Below are 19,548 nucleotides of genomic sequence, written 5' to 3'. Positions count from 1 at the left end.
ATAATAACTATATGGAAATATATAAAATGCAAGAAGTGATGTCTGCCATGCAATGCAGGCATTGAGATAAAGATGGGGGAAGTTTATGCGTCACAGATTGGCAAATTATCAGGGCAGGAAATTTAAAATCGCTGGGGTTATATGCCTGCTCTTTGTGGTAGTATTGGGATATTTTGTCTTTGGCAATGGGCGAAAGGGTGATAAAAAGCCGGCGTTGACTCTGCCCAAGGTGGCAGTCTATCAGGTGAAGCGGGCTGATATGGGCCGCCATATTGTATTGTCCGGCCAGACTGTATCAGATGCTACCATTGTATTGGCGCCAAAGTATGCGGGCCGGGTTACAGCAGTAAATGTCCAGTTGGGTGACCAGGTGAATGAAGGGGATGTGCTGGTACGGCAGGACACCGATGATTTGGATATAGCCATTATGCAGGGGGAAGCCGCTGCCCAGGCGGCCAGTGCCGATGCGGAAACGGAGGAGGCCTCCTATAATGCTAATTTGGCCAAGGCGGAAGCTGCCTACGAAATCCAAAAAAGCCATTATGACCGGCAGCAATATTTGTTCTCCATCGGGGCTATTTCCCAGGACAAGCTGGACAGTGCCCGGGATACTTATGTGACCAGCAAGGCCCAGTATGATGCCCTGCTAAATCAGATTGACGGAAATTCCCCGGCCAGTGTCCGGTCCAAGCAGTACGCTGCCATTAAAAGCTCTTACAGTGTGGATGCCCTTCGCAAGCAGCGGGACGATATGATTATCCGGGCACCACGGGGCGGTGTTATCGGCTATCGGGATGTGGAGGTAGGCAGCTATCTCAGTCCTGGCAGCAAGATCTTGACCTTGATTGATAACAGCCACCTTTATGTGGACTGTTCCCTGTCGGAAAATGATGCAGCGCTGCTTACTGCCGGTTTGCCGGTGTCAGTGACCATTGATGCTCTGGGGACGACCTACAGCGGGAAAATAGTGTATGTCAGTCCTGGTATGACTGCCGGCAGCAAATCCTATGTTGCCCGTATTTCCCTGGATGTAGCCAAGGGAAACATCAAAGCTGGGCTGTTTGCCAGAACGGCAGTGGATATCCTGCAGCGAAAAAATACTCTCTTTGCCCCAAAGGATGCGGTGCTTTCCAAAAACGGCATAACCACGGTTTTTGTGTATAACCGGGCCGAGGGTACCGTGGAAGAACGGGTGGTAAAGCTGGGGCTGATAAATGATGAGGAAGTAGAGTTCCTTGAGGGTATAAATGAAGGTGAAGAAGTAGTAATTACCAGCCTTGACCGAATGAAAAACGGTGGCAAGGTACAGCTGGATAATGATGGGACGGGAGAGGGAAATTGATGAATATTACCAGATTTGCCATAAACCGTCCTGTAGGCATATCCATGATAGTGGCCCTGTTTGTGGTTATCGGGCTTTTCAGTTTTTACCGCATTGGGGTGGAGCTGTTGCCGGCGGTAAATACACCGTTTATTACCGTAATGGTAAAATATCCCGGAGCCAGTGCTGAATCCGTGGAGCAACAGGTGGTAAAACCGGTGGAGGAGGCCTTGTCCTCCCTGTCCAATGTGAAAAAAATCAATTCCACCGCCCGTTATGAACGGGCCAGAGTAACGGTGGAGCTGGAATTTGACGCTGATGCCGACAGTGCGGCTATTGATGCTACCAAAAAGGTAGAGGCCATCCGGTACAAGCTGCCGGACGAAGCCGATGAACCGGTGGTAATCAAGCGGGATGATAATGATGAGCCTATAGTGGAAGTGGCAGTAACCTCGGCCGTTTCCCTGGCGGAAATGTATTCCCGGGTGGACAATGAATTTGCGGATGAAATCCAGCAGGCCGGCGGTGTATCCGAAATCGATGTTTTCGGCGGAGTGGATACTGAGGTAGCCGTAGAGGTCGACAAGGACAAGATGGCGGCCTACCGCCTTACTTTAAATGATATTGTTACGGCCATAAAAAATGAAAACCAGTTGCTGCCCTCCGGTACTATATACACCGATACGGTAAAATCCGATGTACGGGCTGTGGCCCAGTACAAAAACGCGGCGGATATTGAAAAGATTTTTGTCAAAAATGCTGATAAAACGCCAATTCCTCTCACTACAGTAGCCACTGTCCGGCATCAGACTGCCAGGGTAAACCGTTATGGAAATTTTAACGGTGAAGCCTCAGTAATGATGGAGATATATAAAAACAGTGATGCCAATGTGGTGGAAACTGCGGACAATATCGAGAAAAAGCTGGCAAAGCTGCGGAAGAATAATCCAAATTATAATTTTACGATTATAAGCAACGATGCAGATTATGTGCGGTCCTCCTTGCACAACACCTTGGGCACCTTGGTGGAGGGCCTTATTACCACTGGCTTGGTTCTGTTCCTGTTTCTGCGGGGCTGGCGCTCCACTGCAGCGGTTATGGTGGCTATTCCAACTTCTTTGATAGCTACCTTCTTTGTGATGTATGCCGCGGGATTTACCTTCAATATGATGTCATTGATGGGTATGACCCTGTGTATTGGTATACTGGTGGATGACTCAGTGGTGGTATTGGAGAATATATCCCGTCATTTAAAGATGGGGGAGCCACCGGCTGAAGCGGCAGAAACCGGCCGAATGGAAATCGGTATGGCGGCCATTGCCATCACCCTCTGTGATGCAGTGACCTTTTTGCCAATTGCCTTTATGTCCGGCATGACGGGGCAGTTCTTCCGGCAGTTTGGTCTTACCATAGTGTTTGCCGGAATGTTTTCCCTGTTTGTGTCCTTTACCCTGACGCCGATGTTGGCCGCCAAGCTTTATCACAAGGGCTGGTATCAGAGTAAAAATCGGTTATGGGATTTTATGGACCGGCTGGAGACAAAGGCGGTTGAAAAATACGAAATAATTCTGAAAAAAAGCTTCGACAATCAGAAGAAGCTGCTTTTTGGTGCTTTGTTGCTCTTTGTGGGGGCCTTGTCCCTTATTCCATTGGGAGCCGTTGGTGCGGAATTTATGCCCCGCACCGATGAAGGCAGCTTCCAGATGATTGTGGAATTGCCGGTAAATCGGACGGCGGACGAAACCTACAAGGTGGTCAGCCGGATTGAGGAGAAAATCCAGTCCATACCGGAGGTTAAATATTATCTGGCCGGGTCCGGCGGCAGCAATTCCTATGAGGGGCGTATAAAGGTCCAGTTGAAGGATCGCAGTGAGCGGAGCAGATCGGTCTGGGAAGTGGCGGATGAAATGCGCGCGTTTTGTGCCGATATAGATGAAGCCTCTATCCGGGTGTCGGAAACCCAGACCACCATTACCGGTGTATCCGGTGGTGGCGGTGTCCGGGGCGGCGGTGCCCTGCGGATTGAGTTGCGGGGACTGGACAATGACCGGTTGGTGGAAGCCTCCAACAAGGTGAAGGATGTACTTAACACCAAGATAAAGGGCGTGTCCGATGTGGCCAGCTCGTATATCGAAGGCGCACCAGAGCTGCAGCTTACGGTGGACCGGGAAAAAATCCGGACCATGGGGGTTTCAGTCGGTGATGTGGAAACAGCCATTTCATCCTCCATTTCCGGGCGGGGAGCCGGTTATATCAGCAACGATGTGTTAAATGACAATCAGGATACGGAAATAAATGTGCGGTTTAAGGGATCTGATGGCTTTAAGGCCTCGGATGTGGCCTCAATACCGGTTAACATCAACGGACAGGCCATGTATCTGGGGGATGTTACGGAAATGAAATACGGCACCGGACCGGTGCGTATCCGGCGGGTGGACAAGCAACGCTCCATTACCCTCTTTGCCAATATCGGTGACCGGCCGTTAAACGATGTTATCCAGGATGTAAAAAAAGAAATGAAGGGCGTGGACCTGGGGGAAGGGGTAACCTATAAGTTCAGAGGTCAGTCCGACAAGATGGATGACTCCTTCCGGCAGCTGATTATGGCCCTGCTGATGGCCATGGTATTGATTTACATGCTGCTGGCGGTGCTGTATGAATCCCTTATCACACCGTTTATTCGAATGTTTTCCCTGCCGTTGGGCATTATTGGTGCCATTTTGTTCCTGCTCATCACCCATAACACCCTGAACCTTTATTCCATGATTGGTATATTGGTAATGGATGGCGTGGTGGCCAAGAATGGTACTTTGCTGCTGGACTATACCATGACTTTGCAGAGCCGGGGCTATAGTGCCTATGAGGCTATTGTGGAAGCCGGTAAAATTCGCTTAAAACCGATTATGATGACTACCATCACCATGATTGTGGGTATGCTGCCAACGGCTCTGGCGATGACGGAAGGGGCCGAGACCAGAGTCAGCATGGCCTGGGTGATTATAGGCGGGTTGCTTACATCCACTATATTTACCCTGCTACTAATACCAATTATTTTTATGTTTTTTGAAAATCATCCGCCACAGACCTGGCTGGCCAGTGTCCGGGGGCGATGGCACAAAAACAAGATTAAGGAGATACAGACTTGAGTATAGTAAATGTTTCGGGGGTGTCCCACGGCTTTGGGGGCAGAACCATATTTGAAGATGTCAGCTTTCGCCTGCTAAAGGGGGAGCATGTTGCCCTGGTGGGCGCCAATGGCGAAGGAAAGTCCACCTTTTTGTCCATTATCACCGGTCAGATGACCCCGGATGCGGGCAAGGTGGAGTGGGCCAAGCGGGTTACCTCCGGCTATCTGGACCAGCACGCTGTGTTAAAGCCTGGTATGACCATTCGTGATGTATTAAAAACGGCTTTTGACGATATGTACAAGCTGGAAGCTGAGATGCAGGCCTGCTATGATAAAATGGCCGAAGCTGCCCCGGAGGAAATGGACAAGCTTATGAGCGAAGCCGGCGAAATTCAGGACATTTTGGATGCCCATAGCTTTTATACCCTGGACAGCAAGATAGAGGAGGTAGCTGGCGGCCTGGGGCTGCGGGATATTGGGCTGGATCGGCTGGTGGATGAACTTTCTGGTGGCCAAAGGACCAAGGTACTGATGACCAAGCTGTTGCTCCAAAGTCCGGATATCCTTATTTTGGACGAGCCCACCAATTTTTTGGATGTAGAACATATTGAATGGCTGAAAACCTATCTGCAGAATTATGAAAATGCCTTTATTTTGGTGTCCCATGATGTGCCGTTTTTAAATGCGGTTACCAATGTGATTTACCATGTGGAAAATGCTACACTGACCAGGTATACCGGCAGCTATGAGAAATTTCAGGAGATGTATGCCATCAAACGGCGGCAGGAGGATGCGGCCTATGAGCGGCAACAGGCTGAAATTGCCCGGGAAAAGGATTTTATTCAGAGAAACAAGGCTCGGGTGGCTACCCGGGGGATGGCCAATTCCCGGCAGAAAAAGCTGGATAAAATGGAGGTTTTGGAAAAGCGCACGGAGAAACCGAAGCCTCATTTCCATTTTCAGATGGACCGAACTCCAAGTCGGTTTGTTATTGAGGCCAAGCGATTGATTTTGGGCTATGATACCCCATTGACCAATCCGGTGGATTTACAGCTGGAGCGGGGCAAAAAAGTAGCTCTGCGGGGAGTAAATGGCCTGGGCAAAACTACGCTGTTGAAGACCTTGTTGGGGATGATAAAGCCGATTTCCGGCAAAATTGAGCTGGGAGAATTCGTTACCCCTGGCTACTTTGAACAGGAATCCACCAAGGGGAATGACAACACTGCCATTGAGGAAATATGGCAGGAATACCCTGGGATGACCCAGTTTGAGGTGCGGGCGGCCCTGGCGGCCTGTGGCCTTACCAATGAGCATATTACCAGCAAGATGATGGTGCTGTCCGGTGGTGAAGCTGCCAAGGTCCGGCTGTGCAAGATCATGCAGAAGCCAGTAAATCTTTTGGTATTGGACGAGCCCACCAACCATCTTGATGTGGATGCCAAGGCTGAATTAAAACGGGCCTTAAAGGAATACAAGGGGGCCATTTTGCTGGTGTCCCATGAGCCGGATTTCTATGAGGATTGGGTGGATTCAGTGTGGAATATCGAGGGCTGGACCACCAAAATTATCTAATAATTTGTTAAGTTATTTTTAATTGAATTTTAAGTGGTAAAATGGTTTCTTTTCGTATAATATTGACTCATCAAGGGAGGCTCCTGAGAGCAGGAGACAGGAATAAAAGGAGGGTAATATTATGGGTAAGAAAATGTTGGCGGTAGGAGCTGCAATGCTGGCTATGGGGTTGGTGGCACCGTTGACCGGGGACAGTTATTTGGGAACCACCACTTATGCCTGTGAGGAAGGGGGATACCTCCGGGTGAGGGAAGGTACCCCGGGCGGCATTCCGTACAGCGAAGGGCTGGGGTATATGTCGGCTCCGGTAAAAAGTCAGATGTTTGCGGCAATGGACGGAAAGCTAATATTAAATGCCAGCACCTACCAGGTAAATCTTGCACCGGAATCGGCTGCGATGTATCCAAAGCTGCAGGCGGCCCTGGAAAAGCTGTCCAAGGAAAATCTGAATTCCATGAATGATATGATGATTGAATGGAATACCGATTTGCAGGAGGAGTACAAGATTGGCAAAGAAAATGGTATATACCAGAACGAGGCTCCATTTACCTATGATCTCAGCTATGGCGGGCTGAGGGCTGACAGTACGGTATTCAGCTGTTATGGCACTGAATATGTATATTTGGGGGGCGCTCATCCGGTTACCTATTATAAGGCCGTAACCATAGATACCAAGTCCGGCAAGCGGTTATCCCTCAGTGATGTTTTACAGACTACGGACGGATTTGCGGAGCTGTTGGCCACAGAGACCATTAAACAACTGGATGACAGAGAAGCGATTTTTGACCAAAAGGAACTGGTAAAAAATATCCAGTATATGATGGACCATAACGACCTGCAGTTTGGACTGACTGAGGATGGGATGCAGGTTTTCTTCGGCAACTATGAAATTGGTCCGTATGCAATGGGAACGGCGGTTGTCAATCTGCCACAGTCCAAGTATTTTAGTATTTTCCAACCTAAATATATTTTCTATGGCTATAGAGCCAAAGGATAAACTACAGGCATTATAACGAGCTTTAAGATGTCCCACTACAACAGCTGGCGAGCATATCTCCCAGCTCGTTGAAACGCTAATTGGAAGATTTTTCTTCTAAAGAAGAAAAATTTGAACAATGGCGTTATAAATTATTTATAGGGTGCAGATATCGGGACCTCCGGTGTCTGCACTTTTTTTGTGCAGATAAAAAAGTTAGAAATTTAACAGGTTTATTTCATGCAAATATGCTACTATGTAACATATGGAAGATGAAGTAAGCTGTTCTGTCGGAATGGATTTTTATTTTGTTGTTGGTGAGGTATTCTATGAATTTTTTGAATTTTAAAATCAAACTGCTGATGGCGGTGGTTTGTTTGTTATCCTTTTTGCCGGTACAATCCCAGGCTACCAGCATAAATGATGTGAAAAACACCCCGGTCATTTTGGAAAAGGCGGAGGAAGTCCTGCCAGTGGAGGAGGAAGAGCCTCAGAAATACATTGGTGTCACCACGCCACTGGCGGCTGGCGGCAATCCGTGGCTGGATGTGAGTGTTATCGATAAAAAGCATGACCGCAAATCATTTTCTGCCAAAGATAATTATTATTCAGCCAGCAATGATTATTGGCTGGGGGATGTGGCCTCCTACGGCATCAGCTCCAAGTATGATATGTTTGATGATGTAAACAGCAATGTGGATGTGAAGCTGGCCCAGCTGCTGGAAGAGCGGGTAGTATTTTCCCATGACCTGGATATTTGCCAAAAGGTATACAATATGGTGAAAAACTGGAACCGGCGGGACAAGATCGGGTTGGCCCCTCTCCAGAGTGATATTGATGCCATTGAATCCATCCAAACGCTGGCCGATATGGACCAATACCTTATTGGGGTGGAGGTGCCGGCCAGTGGCCTGATGGAGCCGGATTTACAGCCGGATTTGAATAATTCTGGTGAATATGCCCTGAACATTTTGCCTATGGGCCTTACTTTGGGGGATTCGGCGGAGTATACCAAGCTTACAGCTTTGGGGAAGCGCACGAAAAAGGCTAACGACGCTGCCATCGAAAAGATGATGCGGCTGTTTAAATACGATAAGGAAGCTGTACAAAAGAAGCTGGCGGCCATGTATCGGCTGGAATATGCCCTGGCGGGAAAAATCCATACCAATGAGGAAATGTCCAAAGCGGACTATTTTAAACGAATCAATAATCCGGTAACCTTGGACCAACTGCGGGAGCTGGCCGGGCGGTATCCAATAGTGGCTTTGCTGGAAAAATATGACCTGGCCAAGGCCAACCACCTGATTGTGCCCAATATGGAATACCTGAAGGCGGTGGCGGCGTATTACAACGAAGCCAATCTGCAGGATATGAAGGATACTCTGGTAGCGTATCGGATGCTGGAGAATTTGGAGCTTTTGAATTCAGCGGCCAATGATATTGCCATGGAACGAAACATGGCAATTCAGGGCTTTAAGGGCAATGCCCCGGACTGGTTTCGGGCCGTGGAATATGTGAAGCGGGCTCTGCCAGGTCCCCTGTCCAATCTTTACGCGGAGGCATACTGCAATGAGGCGATGAAGAAGGATATCGAAGGTATTATTGGGGATGTTTGCGGTTATTACAAAACTATGCTGGAAAATGAACCATTTTTATCTGAACCGGTGAAAATGGAGGCCATAAGAAAACTGGACAACATCGTGGTCCGGGCCTGTATGCCGGATAAACCGAAAAAGTGGAACAGCATAAAATTAAACAAGTGCAAAAATCTTTTGGATGTAAACAAGGCACTGCTGAAGTGGGAAATTGCGGATATTGCCCAAAAGATAAATGGCCCGGTGGAAAGGGACTGGACCCCGTCCTATACCGTTAACGCCAACTATCAGCTGACGGATAACTCCATCAATATTCCGGCGGGGATTTTGAATGGGGTCTTTTATCAAAATGATTTTACCTATGAGGAAAAGCTGGGGGGAATCGGCATGATTATTGCCCACGAAATCACCCACGGGTTTGATACCAACGGTTCCCAGTTTAACGAAAACGGCGATATGAAAAACTGGTGGACGCCGGAGGATAAGGTCGCCTTTGACCAAAAGGCTCAAAAAGTCATTGATTATTATAACAGCATTACGGTCTATGACGGGCTGAACTGCAACGGGGAGCTTAATAAGGCCGAAGCCATTGCGGATATGGGAGCAATGAAGTGTATGCTGTCCATGGCCAAAAAGAAAAGTGATTTTGATTATGACAAGTTCTTCAAGCAGTATGCTTCCCTGTGGCGGGCTGTATATACCAAGGAATACGGTGATGTTCTGGCGAGAACAGATGCCCATCCGTTGCCATATTTGCGGGTAAATGTGTGTGTGCAGCAGTTTGACGAATTTTATGCTACTTATAACATCAAGGAAGGGGACAAAATGTTCCTGCCGCAATCGGAAAGGATACTTGTATGGTAAATTAAAATCTTTTCACAGTGTACATTTTTTCTTGATAATTACACTTTGATGTAATAAAATATAGAAGATGTTTTTTGTGAAAGGATGTGCTGGAATGATTGCGGAGGCGATTAAAAAAATCGTAGGAAAGGGAGATTTATCCTATGATGAAGCATATGAGGTAATGAATGAGATAATGAGTGGCAAGACCACGCCGGTGCAGAATGCGGCTTATCTGGCGGCTCTTTCCACCAAAAGTGCCAAGGCGGAGACCATCGAGGAGATTTCTGGTTCGGCAGCTGCTATGCGGGATCATTCCCTGCGGGTAGAGCACGATATGGATGTGCTGGAAATTGTGGGAACTGGTGGTGACCATGCGGGGAGCATCAATATTTCCACTACGGCGGCTTTTATAATTTCGGCCGCCGGGGTCAAGGTGGCCAAGCACGGCAACCGGGCGGCTTCCTCCAAGTCCGGGGCAGCGGATTGCCTGGAGGCGTTGGGAGTCAATCTGGATGTGGAGCCGGAGAAATGTGTAAAGCTGTTAAAGGATATTGGACTTTGCTTTATGTTTGCCCAGAAATATCATGGTTCAATGAAATATGTGGGCTCGATTCGTAAAGAACTGGGTATCCGGACGGTATTCAACATTCTTGGGCCATTGACCAACCCGGCTCATCCGAACTATATGCTGCTGGGTGTTTACGATGAATATTTGCTGGAACCGTTGGCTCAGGTAATGATGGATTTGGGGGTCAGACGAGGGATGGTCATCTACGGACAGGATTGCCTGGATGAGATTTCCATGAGTGCACCAACCAGCGTTTGTGAGTTTAAGGACGGCTGGCTGAAGCATTACACCATCAAGCCGGAGGACTTTGGCTTTACCAGATGCAGCAAGTCTGATATTGTCGGTGGTACTCCGGAGGAAAATGCCAAGTATACCTTGGATATTCTCAGTGGGGCTACCGGGCCAAAGACGGATATTGTTCTCATCAATGCAGCAGCAGCCATCTATGTGGGCGGTAAGGCTGAGAGCATTGCAGAAGGGCTGAAGGTGGCTCGGGAGATGATAGCCAGTGGAAAGGCTATGCAGCAGGTAGAGGCCTTCAAGGCTGGAACGAACAGTTGAAATTGAGCATAAAAGACTGTGAAAACATTCTTGGTGTTTTCACAGTCTTTTTTATGAATGGGGTATGGCGGGGGAGGATTGCCGGAAGAATTAGTCAGTCGGAACCCAGCGGGTGACATGCGGATGATTCCATGGATAAGCGTAGTCACATGCCACATCAGCACAAAATCTATTTGTGCCGTCGTGAGGTTTCTGACGGAAGCTTTTCCACCGTCGTTCCTTCGTCGAAGCCCACTGCCAAATTGATGTGACACTGTGCGAAGCGCAGGAATGGAACATCCCATGGCAGGACCCGCAAAGGGTAGCGGTCAACTGCCCCCCCCGACCGATTAGCCAATACTCAATAGGCAATATGCCAGCTGCAGGTCTAACGGGGCACGCTCTCGCTCGAGACAGATTGCCTAGTGGTACTAAGTTCGCCCAGCGCATTGCTTGTGCAAGGCAATCTGATGTCCCCTTATAGACACTCCAGCTGGCTTTTTACAAATCCTCATTCCATCATTACCCCCTCAGGCATCTAAAGATGCCAGCTCCCCCAAGGGAGCCGAGGGTTAGTTCATTACTACCCTTCCTCAGTCATCTAAAGATGTTTTATTTTTATACTTCGACGAAACGCTTTAAGTAGAATAATTTCCCATATATAATATGGGAAATTTTGAACAATTGCGTTATGTCGAGTTATTTCTAAACTTCGACGAAACGCCTTAAGTAGAATAATTTCCCATATATGATATGGGAAATTTTGAACAATTGCGTTATGTCGAGTTATTACTATACTTCGACGAAACGCTTAAGAGGAATAATTTCCCATATATAATATGGGAAATTTTGAACAATTGCGTTATAATATTAAAGCGTAGATTTTTTGACGGAGGTAAAATAAGTGAGTGTTATGAGCAGAAGCTACGGAACTTTGATTGTATTTGTCATAATTGGTGCAGTGCTGGGTGGCATAATTGGCGATTTGCTGAGTGGCGTGGATGCCCTGTCAAGTGTTATGCCTTATTTGGTGCACCCATATCCGGTTCTTGACATAACTCCATCTGTTTTGAATTTATATGTAATAAAGCTGACAGTTGGCTTGTCATTTTATCCAAATCTTATGAGTATTTTGGGTATGGTGATTGCGCTTATCCTGTTCAAGAGGTATTAAATGATTATTCTGGCATCAGCATCTCCTCGCAGGAAGGAGCTGCTCACCCAGATAGGGTGTAAATTTACAATTATTACAAGCAATGCAGAGGAAATTACTGATTCGGGGCTGCATCCCCGGGAGCTTGTAGTTAGAAACGCATATCATAAGGCGGCTGCGGTGGCCAGGGAACATCCCCAATATCCGGTATTGGGCTCTGACACAGTAGTCAGCCTGGATGGACATATATATGGTAAGCCTCGGGATGAGGAGCAGGCCAGGGAAATGCTGAAAAAGCTTTCCGGCAAAACACATCAGGTAACAACTGGTGTGGTTTTTGTCTGGAAGAATCAGTCCTGGCAGGCATGGGAGACGACAGAGGTTGAGTTTTCCCCTTTATCCCAATCTCAGATTGATAAATATGTAGCCACCGGCGAGCCGGCTGACAAGGCTGGTGCCTATGCCATTCAAGGACGGGCGGCAACATTTATCAAGGGAATCAGAGGTTCTTACTCCAATGTCGTAGGTTTGCCGCTCCATTGTCTTGACGGTCTTGCCCAGAAAGCGGGGATTGATTTATATGACAATGGTGAAGGATCTTCCAGTTGATGATCGCCCCCGGGAGAGGCTGTTGGCCTATGGCCCGGGAATACTCAGCAATGCGGAGCTTCTGGCGGTTTTGCTCAGGAGTGGATCCAAGGAAAAGTCGGCAATGCAGTTGGCTCAGGAGTTATTGAGCCGGCATCGCGATAGTGGGGTATCAGCTCTGGCTACCATGAATGTAGATGAGCTGATAGAGTACAAGGGAATAGGTTCTGCCAAGGCGGCCCTGTTAATGGCCGCGGTGGAGCTGGGAAGGCGTCTGGAGGTAAATGCCGCTTCTCAAAAGCCGGTTGTACACTGCCCTGCTGATGCGGCAAATTATGCTATGCCCAGACTGCGGTATGAGCAGCGGGAGCATTTTGCCATCATACTGTTGAATATCAAAAATCATATTTTGTCCATGCCTATTATATCCATTGGCAGCCTGACGGCTTCGGTGGTGCATCCTCGGGAGGTGTTTAAGGCGGCGGTGCAAAATTCTGCTGCAGCCATAATATTGGTGCACAATCACCCCAGTGGTGACCCAGCCCCCAGCCAGGAGGATATCAATATTACCCGGCAGCTGATACAGGCGGGAAAGCTGATGGATATACCTGTGTTGGATCATATTGTTCTGGGAGATAATAAATATATTTCCCTTAAAGAGGAAGGTATGATACAATGATGTGTGGTCTGATTTATTTCAGACCGGCTTTGGTTTAAAATTATGGCGCTGTGCCCTGTAGGACGCGGTGCCCCAAAGACGACAAAAATTTAAAGCATTCGCCACAACGCCGTTGTTCAAAATTTTCTTTGGAAAAAGGAGAATTCTCCAATTGGCGTTACAAGGATGCTTTAACCTAGTTATATTGAAGGGAGTTAATTATTTATGTGGAGTTTATTTGGTGGTTTGTCCCACGATATGGGTATTGATTTGGGTACTGCAAACACTTTGGTACATGTAAAGGGCCGTGGTATTGTCCTTCGTGAACCATCGGTTGTTGCTATAAAGAGTGAAAACGGTGAAGTTTTGGCTGTAGGTGACGACGCCAAGCGGATGATTGGCCGTACCCCTGGCAGCATTATTGCTATCCGTCCAATGAAGGATGGTGTTATCGCTGATTTTGATGTTACTCAGGCTATGCTGAAGTATTTCATCAGAAAGGCCATGAATACCAAGTCCTTTGTGCGCCCACGGGTAGTGGTGGGTGTTCCATCCGGTGTTACTGAGGTCGAAAAGCGGGCTGTTATTGATGCTGCCCAGCAGGCTGGTGCCCGGGAGGCATATCTTATTGAGGAGCCTATGGCAGCTGCCATTGGTGCTGGATTGCCGGTGGAGGAAGCTACCGGTTCCATGGTAGTGGATATTGGTGGTGGTACTACTGAAATCGCCGTTATTTCTTTGGGCGGTATTGTTACCAGCTGCTCCATCCGTATTGGTGGTGATGAGATGGATTCCTCCATTATTCAGTACATCAAGCGGGAGTACAATCTGATGATTGGTGAGCGTACTGCCGAGGAAATCAAAATCAGCATTGGTTCAGCCATTGTTAATGAAAAGAATGAGAAGGCAATGGATATTCGTGGTCGTGATTTGGTCAGCGGTCTGCCAAAGACCCTGAACATCAAGGCCAGTGAAATCCGTGATGCATTGAAGGAGCCGGTATACAAGATTATTGATGCAGTAAAGAGCACTTTGGAGAAGACTCCACCAGAGCTGGCTGCGGATGTAATGGACCATGGTATTATGATGACCGGTGGCGGCTCCCTGCTGAACAATCTGGACAAGCTTCTCAGCAACGAGACCGGTATGCCTGTACTGGTGTCCGAGGATGCACTGTCCTGTGTTGGTGAGGGTACTGGCCGTTCTTTGGAAAATATCGAATTGTTGAAGCGTGTTGTGATGACCACAAAGAAGTTGAAATAATATGAGCAGGATACGACGGGATAATGATTCACGCAGGACTACCTGGTTGTTTGTGTCAGTGGCAGTTGGTATTTTCCTGGTGATTTTTCTGGCAGCCCGGGGACACTTGAACCCGGTTTTGACCAATACCACGGTTATTTCGGCGTTGGCACCGTTTCAGCGGGCCATTTCTTGGGCCGGTGACAAGGTGAATGGGGCTGTTACCACTGTATGGGATATTGCCGCTGTATATTATCAAAACAATGAGCTGAAGGAGGAAGTTATTGCCCTCCGCCAGCAAAATCTTCAGGCAGCAGAGTATGTGTCTGAAAATATTCGGTTGCGGGAAATGCTGAACTATAAACAGTCAGCGGTTCAGTTTGATTTGATGCCGGCCAAGGTTATTGGCCGTGAATCATCGACCTGGACCAGCGTTATCAGTATTAACCGTGGCTCATCAGATGGTATCACTGCAAATATGCCGGTGGTTACTGAAAAAGGTTTGGTGGGCGTGGTGACTGAGGTGTCACCACATGCTTCCAGAGTACAGTTGATTTTGGACCCAAGGTCTTCGGTGGGAACCTTGGTGCAAAGAGCGGAATCCCGGGTAGCCGGCATAGTTCAGGGTAACCCCAGCGATGCCGTACTGCCTCAGATGATAAATATTCCCCGCAATTCTGACATAGTTGAAGGGGATACCATTGTTACCTCCGGTTTTGGCGGGGTATATCCAAAGGGATTGATGGTAGGTTCCGTCGCCGAGGTGAAAAATGACAGCGGTGGATTGTTGGAAATTGCTTATATTTACACGGCAGTGGATTTCCAAAAGCTGGAGGATGTGATGATTATCACTGCTTCCAGAGAGGCTCCGCCGCAGCCCCTGACCCCGCCGAAGCAGACTCCGGGAACGGAGACTGACAAGGATGGCAAACCAATAGGTGAGGGTGGAAAATAATGAAAAAATTTCTGGCCTGGCTGTTATTTGTCTTAGTAATATATGCAATACAGTCTTCTTTTATATCTTTGGTGTATTTTCACGGCATTGGACCGGATATGCTGTTGTTGATGACCGGTTCAGTAGGATTTTTGAAGGGGAAAAAGCTGGGAGCATTTTATGGCTTCCTGTTTGGTCTCTTTCAGGATATTGCCTCAGGAACATTTCTGGGGATTAACGCGTTTACCAAGCTGATTGCCGGATATGTATGTGGCATTTTTTCCAACCGGGTGCTGAACGACAGCTTTGCCCTGCCGGTGGCCGCCGCTTTTCTTAATACCGTGGCCAGTTTTGTCGCATTTGAAATAATAATGATGCTTTTAGGCTATCGGTTTAATTTCCTTACCCATCTTCAATTAAAGCTGGGCCCGCTTGTTTGCTATAATGTTGTTTTCGCCTGGCCGATTCATTGTGCAGTAAGATGGTTGCATAACAAAACTGCCGACATGAAGTAATTATGATTGGTTGAGGCACCTCAGGGGTGCCTTCAGTTGTAGTAGGAGTTTTTCGTGTGAATACAGATAATATAGAATATACTGGCCGTTTAAAGGTGATCAGCTATATTATTGTACTGGTTATATTGGTGCTTATTGGCCGTATGGGGTATTTGCAGATATACGATGGTGAGTATTATGCCAATCTGGCAGATGGTAACCGCATCCGCATTGTACCGGCAGTGGCTCCCCGGGGAACCTTTTATGACCGGAATGGAACCGTGATGGTGACCAACCGGCCAGGTTTTGCTGTGTCACTGTTGCCATTGACGGAGCCAATATCTAATGATGTGATAAATCGCCTTTCTATCCTCTTAAAGGTGCCAAAGGAAGAAATAAACAGTAAAATTGAGGCCCATACCGGCTTTGACCCGATTCGTATCAAGACTGGTATTGGCCCGGAAATATTCAGTATCATTGCTGAACAAAAGGATTTATATCCCGGTGTAGTGGTGGAAGTCCTGCCAGTCCGGGAGTATTTGTTCAAGGAGCAGGCCGTTCATATTTTTGGCTATGTAAGCGAGATAAACGAGAGCGAGCTGGAGGCCAAAAAGGATTCACCCCATAAATACAAAATGGGGGATATAATAGGAAAAGCCGGTCTGGAGCGCCTGTATGATTTGGAGCTTCGGGGCGAGGACGGCGGCGAGCAGGTGGAGGTTGATGTTACCGGCAAGCCGGTGGATGTATTGGGCAAGAAATATCCGATACCGGGCTGCGACTTGCATCTGACCATTGACAAGGATATTCAGGCTGCGGCGGAAAAGGCCGTGGATGAGCAACTGGTGGCTGTTGGGGCCAAGGCGGCTGCTGCAGTAGCTATAAATCCCCAAACAGGTGAGGTACTGGCTATGGTCAGCCGACCGGCCTTTGACCCAAATCTGTTTGTGGGAGGCATTTCTTCCAAGAATTGGGAAAAAATAAATAACAATCCATATCACCCAATGGATAACAAGGTTATCACCGGTGAGTATCCGCCGGGGTCAACCTTCAAGATTGTAACGGGTACTGCCGCTTTGGCAGAGCATGTTGTTACACCGGAAGAAAAGATTTTTGACTCCGGTAAACACTGGATTGTGGACAAGGGAAATGCTGATGGCGAGGCCCTTGGCTGGATAAACTTTGAAGAAGCTATGGCCCATTCGGATAATGTATATTTTTACGAAATGGGTAACCGGCTGGGGGTAGACCGGCTGGAGAAATATTCCCGGATGTTTGGCCTGGGCCAGCCTACGGGGATAAATCTGCTGTTTGAAGCAGAGGGACTGGTAGCCTCCCAGGAATACAAGCGACGGGTGTTTGACGAAGACTGGTATTTGGCGGAAACCTTTGATGCCGCTATTGGTCAGGGCTTTAACTCCGTTACACCGATACAGGCCGCTTCCGTAATGGCCCAGATTGCTGCTGATGGAAAGCGGTACAAGCCATATCTGGTAAAGAAAATTGTGGATCCGGATGGGAAGATAGTCAAGGAATTCAAGCCGGAAGTAGTTTCTGAGCTCAAGGTGGATCCGGAATTCATCCATCTGGTACAGAAGGGGCTGCGGGGGGTTAATAAATACGGTACCGGTGCTTCGGTATTTAGCGGTTTTCCTATTGATATAGCCGGTAAAACCGGAACGGCCGAAAATCCCCATGGAAGGGATCATGGTTGGTTTGTAGCGTATGGACCGTTTGATAATCCAAGCGTTGTTGTGGCCGTTATTGTGGAACAGGGTGGTTATGGTGCCGTTTGTGCAGCACCTATTGCCAGACGCATTTTGGATGCCGCGTTCAATCTTCCGGAAAAAAATCGGATGCCACAAGGTACTCAACCAAGTCAGCCAACTGAAGAAAAGAAATCTGACAACAGTCAGCCGAAACAGACACCGGAACAGCCGGCTGTAGTCAATAATGCACCGGCTCCTGGCCGGGGGAATGCCAATGCCAACGGCAAGCGGCTGTAATTTAGAAAATATCAACCAGACAGGTGGGGAGAATATGAGCAGGGAATTGGTAACAATCAAAGGCGGTAAAGATGGTTTCCGCTTATTGGTGGACAGTTCAGCCAGTATGAAGGAAATCGAAGCAGAAATAAAGAAAAAGCTAGATTCCAATCCAGGATTTTTCCCAGAAGGAACTAAGTTCGAACTGGAAGTAGCTGATCTGGACCGTTCAGTAAAAAAGGGAATAGACCAATTGCTCAGTCAGCATGGCTTTGGGGTGGACAATTCACCGAAACAAGCCCGCAGGTCGATAAGTAGCCAGCCAGCTTCCAGCAATCAAAATATGCAGCCGGAGTCTGTGGTTCAGGAGATGATGGTGTTGAACCGTACTATTCGGGGTGGGGAGGAAATCACCAGTCAGAGCTCCATATTGATTTGCGGTAATGTAAATCCCGGTGCCCAGATTATTGCCGGGGGCAGCATTGATATCCGCGGCACTTGCCGGGGAATGGTTCATGCCGGAGCCTGGGGTGATACCAACGCAGTGATAATCGCTGATCGGCTGATGCCTACTCAAGTACGCATTGCCAATATGATAGCCCGTTCACCGGATACGATGGAAAAAAGTGATTTTGCCGAGCGGGCCTGCATTAAAGATGGTCAAATAATTATTGAACCAATAGAAAGGTAGGATTTATAAGAATGAGTGAAGTTATTGTTGTTACCTCTGGTAAGGGGGGCGTAGGTAAGTCTACTACTACGGCCAACCTTGGTGTTGGTCTGGCAATGCGTGGGCAGAAGGTGGTTTTGATTGACACCGATACCGGCCTGCGTAACCTTGATTTGCTGCTGGGCCTGGAAAACCGTATTATGTACGATTTGGTGGATGTTATTGAAGGCCGGGTGGAAATCAAAAAGGCGTTGGTGCGTCACAAAAAATTTGACAATCTCCAGCTTTTGCCTACATCCCAGGTGAAGGATAAATCAGCAGTAAATCCTGCTGATTTGATGGTTCTCTGCGATGAGCTGAGAAAAGAGTATGATTATGTAATCATCGATTGCCCAGCTGGTATCGAGCAGGGCTTCCAGACTGCCATAGCCGGTGCGGACACCGCTATTGTAGTAACTATGCCGGAGGTTTCGGCAGTTCGTGATGCTGATAAGATTATCGGCGAGCTGGGCCGGTCCGAAAAGGACAATATTAAGCTTATTATTAACCGTATCAGACCAGCCATGGTTGAAAGCGGTGAAATGATGGATATGGATGATATCAACGATATTTTGGCCATAAAGTGTATTGGTCAGGTCCCGGATGATATCAAGGTAGTAACCTCAGCCAATCGGGGCGAGCCTGTGGTAGGGGATAACGACTCCCAGGCCGGCAGGGCTTATGCCAACATCGTAGGTCGTCTCATGGGTGAAGACATTCCGTTTATGGAATTTGAAAAAGAGGGCTTCTTTACCAAGTTGAAAAAAGCCTTTGGCTTAAAGAAAAACGGTTAAGGGGGGACAGGTAGATGCTAGATTCATTGATGCATATGTTCAGATCCGAGAAATCCGGCAAAGTTGCAAAGAAGCGTCTGCAGATGGTCCTTATTCAGGACCGGGCCAATGTTTCTCCGGAGGTTATGGCACAGCTTCGTGATGATATTATTCAGGTAATATCCAAGTATATGGTGATTGACAAAACAGATATGGAAATATCCTTGGAAAATGTGGATGATTCCGTGGCACTGGTAGCCAATATACCGGTACAGAACATGAAGCACCACAGAAGATAATTAAATGGGGCAGCGTTGGTTGCCCCTTTTTAATGTCTGAAATAAATGATATAATATTCAGATATGATTATCGAAAATGAGATTTTTCCAGTGGGAGCTTTAGGCTCTCACTGTATTTAGTCGAATAAATCCGCTGCTGTACGGGTGATTGCCTGCCAACTTGGCGGA

At 47.8% G+C, this 19,548-nt stretch carries 17 protein-coding genes; 16 read left to right on the top strand and 1 reads right to left on the bottom strand.

Translation table 11 applies throughout. The features are described from left to right. Window positions 1–85 precede the first annotated feature (85 nt). The 6 genes from QZV24_RS06005 to trpD all read left to right on the top strand — a co-directional run bounded on the left by QZV24_RS06005 (window position 86) and on the right by trpD (window position 10,566). Window positions 86–1,342 (top strand): efflux RND transporter periplasmic adaptor subunit, encoded by a 1,257-nt coding sequence (locus tag QZV24_RS06005; RefSeq protein ID WP_294521493.1) that lies wholly within the window; start codon window positions 86–88, stop codon window positions 1,340–1,342. Then, complete coding sequence (locus tag QZV24_RS06000) at window positions 1,342–4,467, top strand: efflux RND transporter permease subunit (protein ID WP_294521490.1); 3,126 nt, start codon at window positions 1,342–1,344, stop codon at window positions 4,465–4,467. The genes QZV24_RS06005 and QZV24_RS06000 overlap by 1 nt, the downstream gene beginning before the upstream one ends. Next, on the top strand, window positions 4,464–6,020 hold the full coding sequence (locus QZV24_RS05995) for an ABC-F family ATP-binding cassette domain-containing protein (protein ID WP_294521487.1): 1,557 nt from the start codon (window positions 4,464–4,466) through the stop codon (window positions 6,018–6,020). Before QZV24_RS06000 ends, QZV24_RS05995 begins: the two co-directional genes overlap by 4 nt. 121 nt (window positions 6,021–6,141) lie before the next feature. Continuing rightward, window positions 6,142–7,017 (top strand): DUF3298 and DUF4163 domain-containing protein, encoded by an 876-nt coding sequence (locus QZV24_RS05990; RefSeq protein ID WP_294521484.1) that lies wholly within the window; start codon window positions 6,142–6,144, stop codon window positions 7,015–7,017. Window positions 7,018–7,325: 308 nt separating this feature from the next. Continuing rightward, on the top strand, window positions 7,326–9,455 hold the full coding sequence (locus QZV24_RS05985; RefSeq protein WP_294521481.1) for a M13-type metalloendopeptidase: 2,130 nt from the start codon (window positions 7,326–7,328) through the stop codon (window positions 9,453–9,455). Window positions 9,456–9,549: 94 nt separating this feature from the next. Beyond that, complete coding sequence (gene trpD, locus QZV24_RS05980) at window positions 9,550–10,566, top strand: anthranilate phosphoribosyltransferase (RefSeq protein WP_294521478.1); 1,017 nt, start codon at window positions 9,550–9,552, stop codon at window positions 10,564–10,566. Between the two features lie 169 nt (window positions 10,567–10,735). On the opposite strand, the gene QZV24_RS05975 is transcribed toward trpD, so the two are convergent. After that, window positions 10,736–10,903 carry a hypothetical protein gene (locus QZV24_RS05975; RefSeq protein ID WP_294521475.1) on the bottom strand — a complete coding sequence of 56 codons (168 nt, stop codon included), beginning with the start codon at window positions 10,901–10,903 and terminating at the stop codon, window positions 10,736–10,738. A gap of 555 nt (window positions 10,904–11,458) precedes the next feature. Here QZV24_RS05975 and QZV24_RS05970 point away from each other — a divergent pair. The 10 genes from QZV24_RS05970 (at window position 11,459) to minE (ending at window position 19,380) form a co-directional block, all read left to right on the top strand. Beyond that, complete coding sequence (locus tag QZV24_RS05970) at window positions 11,459–11,719, top strand: DUF4321 domain-containing protein (protein ID WP_290657293.1); 261 nt, start codon at window positions 11,459–11,461, stop codon at window positions 11,717–11,719. Beyond that, window positions 11,720–12,307 carry a nucleoside triphosphate pyrophosphatase gene (locus QZV24_RS05965; RefSeq protein ID WP_294521472.1) on the top strand — a complete coding sequence of 196 codons (588 nt, stop codon included), beginning with the start codon at window positions 11,720–11,722 and terminating at the stop codon, window positions 12,305–12,307. Continuing rightward, complete coding sequence (gene radC, locus QZV24_RS05960) at window positions 12,279–12,965, top strand: DNA repair protein RadC (protein WP_294521470.1); 687 nt, start codon at window positions 12,279–12,281, stop codon at window positions 12,963–12,965. Before QZV24_RS05965 ends, radC begins: the two co-directional genes overlap by 29 nt. Window positions 12,966–13,169: 204 nt before the next feature. Further along, window positions 13,170–14,207, top strand: a complete 1,038-nt coding sequence (locus QZV24_RS05955; protein ID WP_294521468.1) for a rod shape-determining protein — start codon at window positions 13,170–13,172, stop codon at window positions 14,205–14,207. Between the two features lies 1 nt (window position 14,208). Then, a complete protein-coding gene (mreC, locus tag QZV24_RS05950) occupies window positions 14,209–15,141 on the top strand; it encodes a rod shape-determining protein MreC (protein WP_290657268.1) in 933 nt (310 codons plus the stop codon). Continuing rightward, a complete protein-coding gene (gene mreD / locus QZV24_RS05945) occupies window positions 15,141–15,635 on the top strand; it encodes a rod shape-determining protein MreD (RefSeq protein WP_294521464.1) in 495 nt (164 codons plus the stop codon). The genes mreC and mreD overlap by 1 nt, the downstream gene beginning before the upstream one ends. Window positions 15,636–15,691: 56 nt before the next feature. Further along, window positions 15,692–17,620 (top strand): penicillin-binding protein 2, encoded by a 1,929-nt coding sequence (gene mrdA / locus QZV24_RS05940; RefSeq protein ID WP_294521462.1) that lies wholly within the window; start codon window positions 15,692–15,694, stop codon window positions 17,618–17,620. A 34-nt stretch (window positions 17,621–17,654) separates the two neighbouring features. Next, window positions 17,655–18,290: a septum site-determining protein MinC gene (gene minC / locus QZV24_RS05935; protein ID WP_294521459.1), complete on the top strand. Its 636-nt coding sequence runs from the start codon at window positions 17,655–17,657 to the stop codon at window positions 18,288–18,290. 11 nt (window positions 18,291–18,301) lie between these two features. Then, window positions 18,302–19,102 carry a septum site-determining protein MinD gene (gene minD, locus QZV24_RS05930; protein ID WP_294521456.1) on the top strand — a complete coding sequence of 267 codons (801 nt, stop codon included), beginning with the start codon at window positions 18,302–18,304 and terminating at the stop codon, window positions 19,100–19,102. A gap of 14 nt (window positions 19,103–19,116) precedes the next feature. Then, the gene (gene minE / locus QZV24_RS05925; protein ID WP_290657263.1) at window positions 19,117–19,380 is read left to right on the top strand and encodes a cell division topological specificity factor MinE; all 264 of its coding nucleotides are present in this window, start codon (window positions 19,117–19,119) and stop codon (window positions 19,378–19,380) included. Window positions 19,381–19,548: the final 168 nt, after the last annotated feature.

Source organism: uncultured Anaerovibrio sp. (assembly GCA_902786545.1).
GTDB lineage: Bacteria > Bacillota > Negativicutes > Selenomonadales > Selenomonadaceae > Anaerovibrio.
Note: the sequence above shows the minus strand (reverse complement) of the source record. Positions and strands in the feature narration are given on the sequence as shown.

Bases quoted from the DNA above. Each gene is read 5' to 3' on its own strand.
- QZV24_RS06005 (WP_294521493.1), top strand. From the start codon at position 86: ATGCGTCACAGATTGGCAAATTATCAGGGCAGGAAATTTAAAATCGCT.
- QZV24_RS06000 (WP_294521490.1), top strand. From the start codon at position 1,342: ATGAATATTACCAGATTTGCCATAAACCGTCCTGTAGGCATATCCATG.
- QZV24_RS05990 (WP_294521484.1), top strand. From the start codon at position 6,142: ATGGGTAAGAAAATGTTGGCGGTAGGAGCTGCAATGCTGGCTATGGGG.
- QZV24_RS05985 (WP_294521481.1), top strand. From the start codon at position 7,326: ATGAATTTTTTGAATTTTAAAATCAAACTGCTGATGGCGGTGGTTTGT.
- trpD (WP_294521478.1), top strand. From the start codon at position 9,550: ATGATTGCGGAGGCGATTAAAAAAATCGTAGGAAAGGGAGATTTATCC.
- QZV24_RS05970 (WP_290657293.1), top strand. From the start codon at position 11,459: ATGAGCAGAAGCTACGGAACTTTGATTGTATTTGTCATAATTGGTGCA.
- QZV24_RS05965 (WP_294521472.1), top strand. From the start codon at position 11,720: ATGATTATTCTGGCATCAGCATCTCCTCGCAGGAAGGAGCTGCTCACC.
- radC (WP_294521470.1), top strand. From the start codon at position 12,279: ATGACAATGGTGAAGGATCTTCCAGTTGATGATCGCCCCCGGGAGAGG.
- QZV24_RS05955 (WP_294521468.1), top strand. From the start codon at position 13,170: ATGTGGAGTTTATTTGGTGGTTTGTCCCACGATATGGGTATTGATTTG.
- mreC (WP_290657268.1), top strand. From the start codon at position 14,209: ATGAGCAGGATACGACGGGATAATGATTCACGCAGGACTACCTGGTTG.
- mreD (WP_294521464.1), top strand. From the start codon at position 15,141: ATGAAAAAATTTCTGGCCTGGCTGTTATTTGTCTTAGTAATATATGCA.
- minC (WP_294521459.1), top strand. From the start codon at position 17,655: ATGAGCAGGGAATTGGTAACAATCAAAGGCGGTAAAGATGGTTTCCGC.
- minD (WP_294521456.1), top strand. From the start codon at position 18,302: ATGAGTGAAGTTATTGTTGTTACCTCTGGTAAGGGGGGCGTAGGTAAG.
- minE (WP_290657263.1), top strand. From the start codon at position 19,117: ATGCTAGATTCATTGATGCATATGTTCAGATCCGAGAAATCCGGCAAA.